The 8,045-nt window shown below is 66.3% G+C and carries 9 protein-coding genes; 4 read left to right on the top strand and 5 right to left on the bottom strand.

Features of this window, described 5'->3' with window-relative positions; translation table 11 throughout:
• On the top strand, positions 1-856 hold an 856-nt coding region (locus HUU96_RS00775), incomplete at its 5' end, for an acetyl-CoA C-acyltransferase (RefSeq protein ID WP_174290961.1).
• Positions 857-867: 11 nt separating this feature from the next.
• On the opposite strand, the gene HUU96_RS00770 is transcribed toward HUU96_RS00775, so the two are convergent.
• The 4 genes from HUU96_RS00770 to HUU96_RS00755 all read right to left on the bottom strand — a co-directional run bounded on the left by HUU96_RS00770 (position 868) and on the right by HUU96_RS00755 (position 4,709).
• Complete coding sequence (locus HUU96_RS00770; RefSeq protein WP_254604821.1) at positions 868-2,340, bottom strand: aldehyde dehydrogenase family protein; 1,473 nt, start codon at positions 2,338-2,340, stop codon at positions 868-870.
• Positions 2,340-3,542: a cytochrome P450 gene (locus tag HUU96_RS00765; RefSeq protein ID WP_174290959.1), complete on the bottom strand. Its 1,203-nt coding sequence runs from the start codon at positions 3,540-3,542 to the stop codon at positions 2,340-2,342. The genes HUU96_RS00770 and HUU96_RS00765 overlap by 1 nt, the downstream gene beginning before the upstream one ends.
• Before the next feature lie 49 nt (positions 3,543-3,591).
• Entirely contained in the window at positions 3,592-3,909 is a 318-nt protein-coding gene (locus tag HUU96_RS00760) for a 2Fe-2S iron-sulfur cluster-binding protein (protein ID WP_174290958.1), read from the bottom strand.
• A gap of 74 nt (positions 3,910-3,983) precedes the next feature.
• Positions 3,984-4,709 (bottom strand): TetR/AcrR family transcriptional regulator, encoded by a 726-nt coding sequence (locus tag HUU96_RS00755; protein WP_174290957.1) that lies wholly within the window; start codon positions 4,707-4,709, stop codon positions 3,984-3,986.
• A gap of 139 nt (positions 4,710-4,848) precedes the next feature.
• Here HUU96_RS00755 and HUU96_RS00750 point away from each other — a divergent pair, with 139 nt between their 5' ends.
• From HUU96_RS00750 to HUU96_RS00740, 3 genes are read left to right on the top strand one after another with little or no spacing between them, the layout of a single operon-like run.
• Positions 4,849-5,622, top strand: a complete 774-nt coding sequence (locus HUU96_RS00750; protein WP_174290956.1) for an SDR family NAD(P)-dependent oxidoreductase — start codon at positions 4,849-4,851, stop codon at positions 5,620-5,622.
• Between the two features lie 16 nt (positions 5,623-5,638).
• A complete protein-coding gene (locus HUU96_RS00745) occupies positions 5,639-6,802 on the top strand; it encodes an acetyl-CoA C-acetyltransferase (RefSeq protein ID WP_174290955.1) in 1,164 nt (387 codons plus the stop codon).
• Positions 6,799-7,203: a Zn-ribbon domain-containing OB-fold protein gene (locus HUU96_RS00740; protein ID WP_174290954.1), complete on the top strand. Its 405-nt coding sequence runs from the start codon at positions 6,799-6,801 to the stop codon at positions 7,201-7,203. Before HUU96_RS00745 ends, HUU96_RS00740 begins: the two co-directional genes overlap by 4 nt.
• Positions 7,204-7,213: 10 nt before the next feature.
• On the opposite strand, the gene HUU96_RS00735 is transcribed toward HUU96_RS00740, so the two are convergent.
• Positions 7,214-8,005, bottom strand: coding sequence for an enoyl-CoA hydratase/isomerase family protein (locus HUU96_RS00735; protein WP_174290953.1), 792 nt, complete (start codon positions 8,003-8,005; stop codon positions 7,214-7,216).
• Positions 8,006-8,045 lie beyond the last annotated feature (40 nt).

The raw sequence follows: 8,045 nt of genomic DNA, 5'->3' as shown, positions 1-8,045 counted from the left end.
GGCGGACGGAAAGCCGCTCTACGGCATCGGCTCGGGCAACCCGCGGCTCGACGTCATGCACCCGCAGTCGCATCAGGGCGTATGCGGCGACGCGATCGCCTCGCTCGAGGGAATCGGCCGCGCTGAACTCGACGCCTTCGGCCTGGAGAGCCAGCGTCGTGCCAAGATCGCGATAGACGAGGGCCGCTTCGATAAATCGATCGTGCCCGTCACCGACGATGGCGGCGCTATCGTGCTGGACCACGACGAGTATCCGCGGCCCGAGACGACCGCCGAAGGACTGGCCGGGCTGAAGCCCGCATTTGCCGCGCTCGCGGACTATCCGATCGACGATACCGGCGCGACCTATCGCAAACAGATCAACCGCAAGTTCCCCCACCTTACGATCGAGCATTTCCACCACGCGGGCAATTCCTCGGGTGTGGTCGATGGCGCGGCGGCGGTACTGCTCGCCTCCCCGGCCTATGCCGAGGCGCATGGGCTGAAGCCCCGCGCGCGCGTCCTCGCGATCGCCAATGTCGGCGACGACCCCACATTGATGCTCAACGCGCCGGTGCCAGCGGCGCGCAAGGTGCTCGCCAAGGCCGGGCTGACGGTGGACGATATCGACCTGTGGGAGATCAACGAAGCGTTCGCGGTGGTGGCGGAAAAGTTTATCCGCGATCTCGGTCTTGACCGCGACAAGGTTAACGTCAACGGCGGATCGATCGCGCTAGGCCATCCGATTGGCGCGACGGGTGCGATCCTGATCGGCACGATCCTCGACGAGCTCGAACGCCGCGATCTGAATCGCGGGCTCGTCACGATGTGCGCGGCTGGCGGCATGGCACCGGCGATCATCATCGAGCGGGTATAGACCGGCGGCGGTCAGCCGCCGCGAAAGCTGACCGTCTTGATCGTGGTGAACTCGTTCAACCCCTCGACGCCATATTCGCGGCCATAGCCCGAGCGCTTGACCCCGCCGAACGGGGCGTGGCTCGACATGCGGCCGCCACCTCCGTTTATCTGCACCCCGCCCGTCCGCATCCGCAGCGCCATTTCGTAGGCGCGACCTACGTCGGTGGAGAAGATGCCGCCCGACAAACCGAAGTCGCTGTCGTTGGCGAGCGCGATCGCCTCGTCGTCGTCGTCATAGCCGATCACCACGCCGACAGGCCCGAACACTTCCTCGCGCGCAATGCGATGGCTGTTGTGGACGTCGTCGAACAGCGTCGGCTGAAAGAAGAACCCCTTGTCGAGTCCCCCGGGGCGCCCGCCGCCGGTAACGAGCGTCGCGCCCTCGCTCAGCGCCACTTCGACGTAGCGTTCGGTCCGGGTCCGCGCGACATCGCGGATCAGCGGTCCCATCGTGACGCTCGGATCGGCCGGATCACCGACCTTGATGTACGCCGCCATCGCCTTGAGCCGCGAAACGTAATCCCCCCGGACCGAATTGTGGACGATATGCCGCGTCAGCAGCGCGCAGCCCTGCCCCGCGTGGATCGTGAAGCCGCCTAGCCCGTTCGCGGCAGCCTCGGTCAGGTCGGCATCGGCGCGCACGATCATCGCCGACTTGCCACCCAGTTCGAGCAGCACGCGCTTAAGCGTCGGCGCCGCCTGCGCCTGGATTGCCGCTCCCACCGCGTCGGACCCGGTAAAGCTGACGAGGTCGACCCGCGGGTCGCTGGTCAGCGCCTCACCGACGTCCTTGCCCCCGGTGACGATGTTGAGCACGCCCTTGGGGAGGCCCGCCGTATCCGCGATCTCACCGAGGATCAGTGCTTCCATCGGGGTATAGGGCGAGGGTTTCAGCACGACCGTGCAGCCGACCGCGAGCGCCGGAATGATCTTGGCGAGGTTCAGGAAGAACGGGAAGTTGTACGCGGTGATCGCCGCCACTACGCCGACCGGGTCGCGCACCATCACCCCCGCGCCGAGCGTCAGCCCGCCCGCCATGTTGGGGGTCGTTTCAACCGGCAAGGGCGTGACCGCCGGGCGCGACGCGAGCGCGACCATGTGCCGCGCGTGCTGCATCGGAACGCCGTAATGGAGCATGCGCGCCATCATCTGCGTCGATCCCGCTTCCGCGACGATCAGCGCGACGATCTCGTCCGCGCGCGCGTCGATCGCGTCCAGGAACGCGGACAGCATCGCCTGCCGCCGCTCGACCGGCATGCTCGGCCACGGTCCGGTGTCGAAGGCTCGGCGAGCGGCTGCGATGGCGTGCCCGACATCGGCCGGGCCGCCGACCGGCGCTTCGCCGATCGCCGCTTCGGTCGCCGGATTGATGATGGTTTCGCGCTCGACCGTATCGACCCATTCGCCGTCGATATAGAGCGCGGAGCAGGACCTCGAAGCCATCATGCGGCCCATTCGAGTTCGAGATGCTCCACGCCGAACAGTCCGCCGTGCACGACGACTGGGGTATCCGGTTTCAGCCGCCATTCGGGCATGCCGGTCAACCATGCGTGTAACGCCACCGACAGTTCCCGACGCGCGAGATGCGAGCCCATGCAGAAATGCGGCCCGAACGAGAAAGCGAGATGGCGCACGTTCCGGCGATCGAGGTCGACCTCCATCGGATCGGCGAACTCCGTTGGGTCGAGGCTGCCAAGCGAGTCGTTGCACGTCACCCAGTCGCCCGCCTTCATTTGGGCACCGGCAAGCTCGACGTCCATCTTGCACTGCCGCCAGGTCGTGACCACCGAGAAGCGCCGCAGCAGTTCCTCGATCGCCTTGTCGATCCGGTCGGGATGAGCCCGCAGCATCCGCTGCTGGTCGAGATCGGTCGCCAGGTGGCGGAAGAAGAAGCCGAGCGATGACGCCACCGTATCGAGCCCACCGACGAACAGCAGATAGAGGATGCCCTTGACCTCGTCGTCGCTCAGCTTGCGGCCGTCGACTTCCGCATGGACGACGATGCTCGTCAGATCGCCGGTCGGCTGCGCACGACGCTGTTCGGCCAGGTCGCGCAGGAAGTCGCGGATCGCAACCGCCGCCGCGCCCATGCGCGCGAAATCGTACGAGTGCAGCAGCTCGAACTCCCAACCGATGAAGGTGTCGTACAGATCTTCAGGCAAGCCCATCAATTCCATGAAAACGCCGATCGGGAACGCGCGTCCGAAGGCGGCCATGAACTCGCATGTGCCGTCACCCCGCACCCTGTCGATCAACGCGGCGCAGCGCTCCTCGATGCGCGGTGTCAGCTTCGCGACGGCCGGCGGCGACAGCAACGGGTTGAGCAGGCTGCGGAACTTGCCATGTTGCGGCGGGTCGAGTTCCAGCGGGATCAGGTCCCATTGCTCACCCATGAGCGCCGAAAAGCCCGCTTCCCCCTTGTTGGAGAACAGGTCGGGCCGGTTCAGCACGAACCGGATGTCCTCCGCGCGCGTCGGGACCCAGGTGCCGCCGAAGCGCAGGTCCGCCGGGTTCCAGAAGATGCGCTGCTCGTCGTGCAGCCGGTGCACCGTCGCGAAGGGACATTTCTCCATCCCCGGCGCGGCGGCGAAATCGAACGGCTTGACCATTTCGGGTGGCACATGTGCTGGAACGGGGGCCAGCATCGGAACGGACGCTATGGTTTCTTGCATGACTCTCTTCCTGGCGGCCGTTTCAGTCTTCCGCGACGATCGTGATCTCGAGCCCGTCGAGCGCGGGGGTGATGCCGATCTGGCATGACAGCCGCGACGTGGGCGTACGGTGAGACGAGCTTTCGAGCAGGTCGTCTTCATCGGGGCCGGGCGAGCCGACCCGCTCGATCCAAGCGTCGGCAACGACCACATGGCAGGTCGCACAGCTACAACACCCGCCGCACAAGGCCAGCAGCTCATCTATACCGGTTTCGCGAATAGCCTCCATCACCGACATTCCGGGCGTGGCAGCGATGCGCTGCGTGGTGCCTTCCCGAAGCGTGACCGATATCGCGACCATCCAGCACCTCACCTCGACGCTGTCGTCGCGCCTGAAACATGACCGTTACTTTGTATCAAATATCTGTACGCTGTCTAGGTGTTGTTTCCCGTCAGATCGATCAATTGGTCGAGCCGCGCCTCGATCGCCGACAAGCGTGCAAGGGTTGCGGTGTCGCCGACCGATTCGGGCGCGATGACGGAAATCACGAAATAGTGGAGCCGGTGGCGCAGCACCGCCTCGTCCCAGCCAGGTGCGGACGCGAGCAGGATCATCTGTTCCGCCAGCCAGTCGAGCAGTTCGGCAACGGTCACGCCGGCATCGCGCGCGCGCGCGTCGAGCAGCGAGTCGAGCAGGCGCTCCATCGTCTGCCGGGCAAGCATCGCGTGCGCCGACTTGAATACGCGCATCCCGAAGGCCGACATTCCCGCCGACAGCGAAGCATCGAGCCAGCCGATGCGCTGGATCTGCAGGATCGCCGCGGTCAGTACCCGTTCGATCCGCTCCGCCGGCGACCCGGTGCCGAGCAGCACGCTCTCCGACCAGACGCGAAACGGCTGCGCGCGCTGGACGATCAGCGTGCGGAACAGTGCCTCGCGGTTGCCGAAGCGGCGGTAAAGCGTCGTGCGCGAGACACCCGCCTCGACCGCGACTTCGTCGAGCGATGTTGCATCGAGCCCCTTGCGCGCCAAGCACCGTGCGGCCGCGTCGAGCACGCCATCGCCGGTGACGGCTGCGCCGAGCAGGCTCGCGTAATCGATGCCGCTCTTATCGGGTGTGTCACCGTATCCGTTCGACGGGACGTCCTGTGCTGTCGTCATCGTCCTGAACGTTAGCAGCATCGGATCGGAGCGCAACGGTAGACAGAGACGTCGGCTTGACGAGATCGGCTCCCGCGCCTTACTTACCCCACTAGGTCATATATGTTAAAAGGCGGTTCATGTCGGTCAGTAAGTGCGGGTGACAGATTTCGGGCCTGACCTGACCGGACGCGTAGCCCTCGTTACCGGCGCGTCGTCCGGGCTGGGCGCGCGTTTCGCGCAGACGCTGGCCGCAGCGGGCGCGAAGGTCGTGCTTGCTGCGCGTCGCGCCGATCGTCTGGCATCGCAATGCGCCGCAATCGAAGCCGAGGGCGGCGCAGCGATCGCGGTAGAGATGGACGTCGCCGACGAAGCCTCGACGATCGCGGCGTATGACGCTGCCGAAGCCGCGTTCGGAACGGTCGACACGATCGTCGCCAACGCCGGAATGAACATCGAGGCGGCTGCGGTCGACGTCAGCGTTGCGGACTTCGACCGGCTGATGGCCGTCAACGTGCGGGGCCCCTTCCTCACCGCGCGCGAGGGCGCACGACGGCTGATCGCCGCCGGCAGTCGCGAGCGTCAGCATGGGCGGATCGTGCTGATCACCTCGATTACCGCATTCAAGGTCGATGTCGGGCTCGCGCCGTACAGCGCCACCAAGGCGGGCGTGGCGCAGATGGGCAAGGTGCTGGCGCGTGACTGGATACGCCAGGGGATCAATGTCAACATGATCGCGCCGGGCTATATCCGTACCGAGATCAACCAGGAATGGTTCGATACGCCGCAGGGCGCGGCACAGATCGCCAGATTCCATCGCCGCAGGCTATTGGAAGCCAGCGACCTCGACGCGGCATTGCTGTTCCTCTGTTCTGATTCCGCGCGCGGTGTCACGGGCACCTCGATCACCGTCGATGACGGCCAGTCGCTCTAACAGTCGGAGTTCCCTTATGGCTCATGCCTATATCGTAGACGCCGTCCGCACCGCCGGGGGCCGCCGCAACGGTCGGCTGGCGGGTGTTCATGCCAACGATCTCGGCGCGGTCGCGCTCGATGCGATCGTCGACCGCAGCGGCATCGATCCGGCGGCGATCGAAGATGTCATCATGGGGTGCGTCAGCCAGGCGGGGGAACAGTCCAATCATATCGGTCGCAACGCGGTGCTTGCCTCGCGCCTGCCCCAAAGCGTGCCGGCGGTTACGATCGACCGGCAGTGCGGCTCTTCACAACAGGCGGTGCAGTTCGCCGCACAGGCCGTGATGTCGGGTACGCAGGACGTGGTGGTCGCAGCTGGGGTGGAGAGCATGAGCCGCGTGCCGATGGGGTCGCCCGCGCTTGCGGAGCAGGGGGTGCGATCGCATAGTGACTCGGTCTTCAAGCGGTTCGGAGTCGACGGCTTCAGCCAGTTCGCGGGCGCGGAAATGATCGCTCGCAAATACGGCTTCACTCGCGACGATCTCGATGCGTATGCGCTCGAAAGCCATCGCCGCGCCTCCGACGCGACCATGCGGGGCGCATTCGCCGGAGAACTCGCGCCGGTCGCGGTCACGCTGCCCGACGGAACGCCGGCGGTGCACGACCGCGACGAAGGGATTCGGTTCGATGCGACCGCCGAATCGATCGCTTCGCTGCGCACGCTGGTGGAGGGCGGAGTCATTACCGCCGGCAACGCCAGTCAGATCTGCGACGGGGCGTCGGCGGTGCTGGTCGTCTCCGAGCGCGCGCTCAAGGCGCACGGCCTGACCCCGCTCGCCCGCATCGTCGATCTGACCGTCACCGGCGGCGACCCGGTGGTGATGCTGGAGGAGCCGCTGTTCGCGACGGACAAGGCGCTCAGGAAATCCGGGCTGTCGATCGACGAGATCGACCTGTACGAGGTGAACGAAGCGTTCGCACCGATCCCGCTCGCCTGGCTGCGGCACGTAGGTGCCGATCACGCCCGGCTCAACGTCAACGGCGGCGCGATCGCGCTCGGGCACCCGCTCGGCGCGAGCGGCACCAAGCTGATGGCGACCTTGGTCCATGCGTTGCGCGCACGCGGCGGTCGCTACGGGCTGCAGACGATGTGCGAGGGGGGCGGGCTGGCGAACGTGACGATCATCGAGGCGCTATGAGCGACCCGTTGCTCCCGGAGCTGACGCCGGAGAACACCGCCTTCTGGACGAGCGGCGCGCGCGGCGAACTGATGATCGCGCATTGCGATGCCTGCGACCATGCGATCCATCCGCCCGAGCTGATTTGCCCCAAATGCCTGTCGCGCCGCGTCACGCCGCGCGCGGCGCGGGGATCGGGGACGGTCCACAGCTTCACGACCAACCATCAGCGCTGGCTGCCCGACCTGACTGTCCCCTATACGCTGGTCGTGGTCGACCTGGACGGACAACCCGGCGTGCGGCTCACCGCGCGGCTCGACGATGCCGACGCGGCGGATGTCGCGATCGGGCAGCGCGTGCAGGTGGGCTTTGTTCAGGCGGAGGACGTCTGGATTCCGCATTTTCGTCGGATGGACGGATAGCAGGTGCGACTTACCGTGTCGTGTAGCGCCTTCCGCCGGCAAGCGTCGCAGGATCGAACTGCACCTCGCCGACGGGGTTCCCGACCTGGCAATAGCGATACCCTAGCTTCAGCGCGGTCGAACGTGTCAGGTCAAGCGACTCCCAGATCGCGCGCACCGTTCCCTGGATCGCGGCGGGTGGCTTGGCGGCGATGATCCGCGCGAGTTCGTCGGCGCGGGCCCATAACGCATCGAGCGGCAGCACCTCCGTCACGAGCCCGACGCGCAACGCGGTCGCCGCCGAGATGCGCTCGTCATTCCCGAGCAACGCCATGCGGAGGACGTCGCCGAGCGGCATCCGATAGGTCGCGCCGATCGGTTCCAGTGCCGCGGTCAGGCCGTACGTCACGTGCGGATCGAAGAAACTCGCATCCTCCGAGCAGATCAGGATGTCGGCCTCGTTGAGCCAATAGAAGGCTCCGCCCGCCGCCATGCCGTGCACCGCGCATACCACGGGCTTCCAACAGCGACTGGATTTCGGCCCGAGCGCCCCGCCCGGGTCTTCGGCGGTCCAGACATTGTCGTGCAGGATCGCGCCGCCCGGTTGGACCACCGCCTTGACGTCTATGCCGGTCGAGAAGGCGCGACCGGGCGCCGCCCGCAGCACCACCGCATGAACCGCGTCATCCTCGGCGAAGATGCGCCAGAGCGTCGCGAACTCGGCGATCATCGCCTTGTCGAAGCTGTTCATCGCAGACGGCCGGTTGATCGTGACCGTCGCCACGTGATCCGCCTGCTCGACGAGGATCGTTTCCCACTGCACGTCTTGCCCTCCGGCCGGATTGCCACGTAGTTAGCGATGT

Source organism: Sphingomonas bacterium, assembly GCF_903644135.1.
Taxonomy (GTDB): Bacteria; Pseudomonadota; Alphaproteobacteria; order Sphingomonadales; family Sphingomonadaceae; genus Sphingomonas.
The sequence above is the reverse complement of the archived record's forward strand: the minus strand, read 5'-3'. Positions and strand labels throughout refer to the sequence as shown.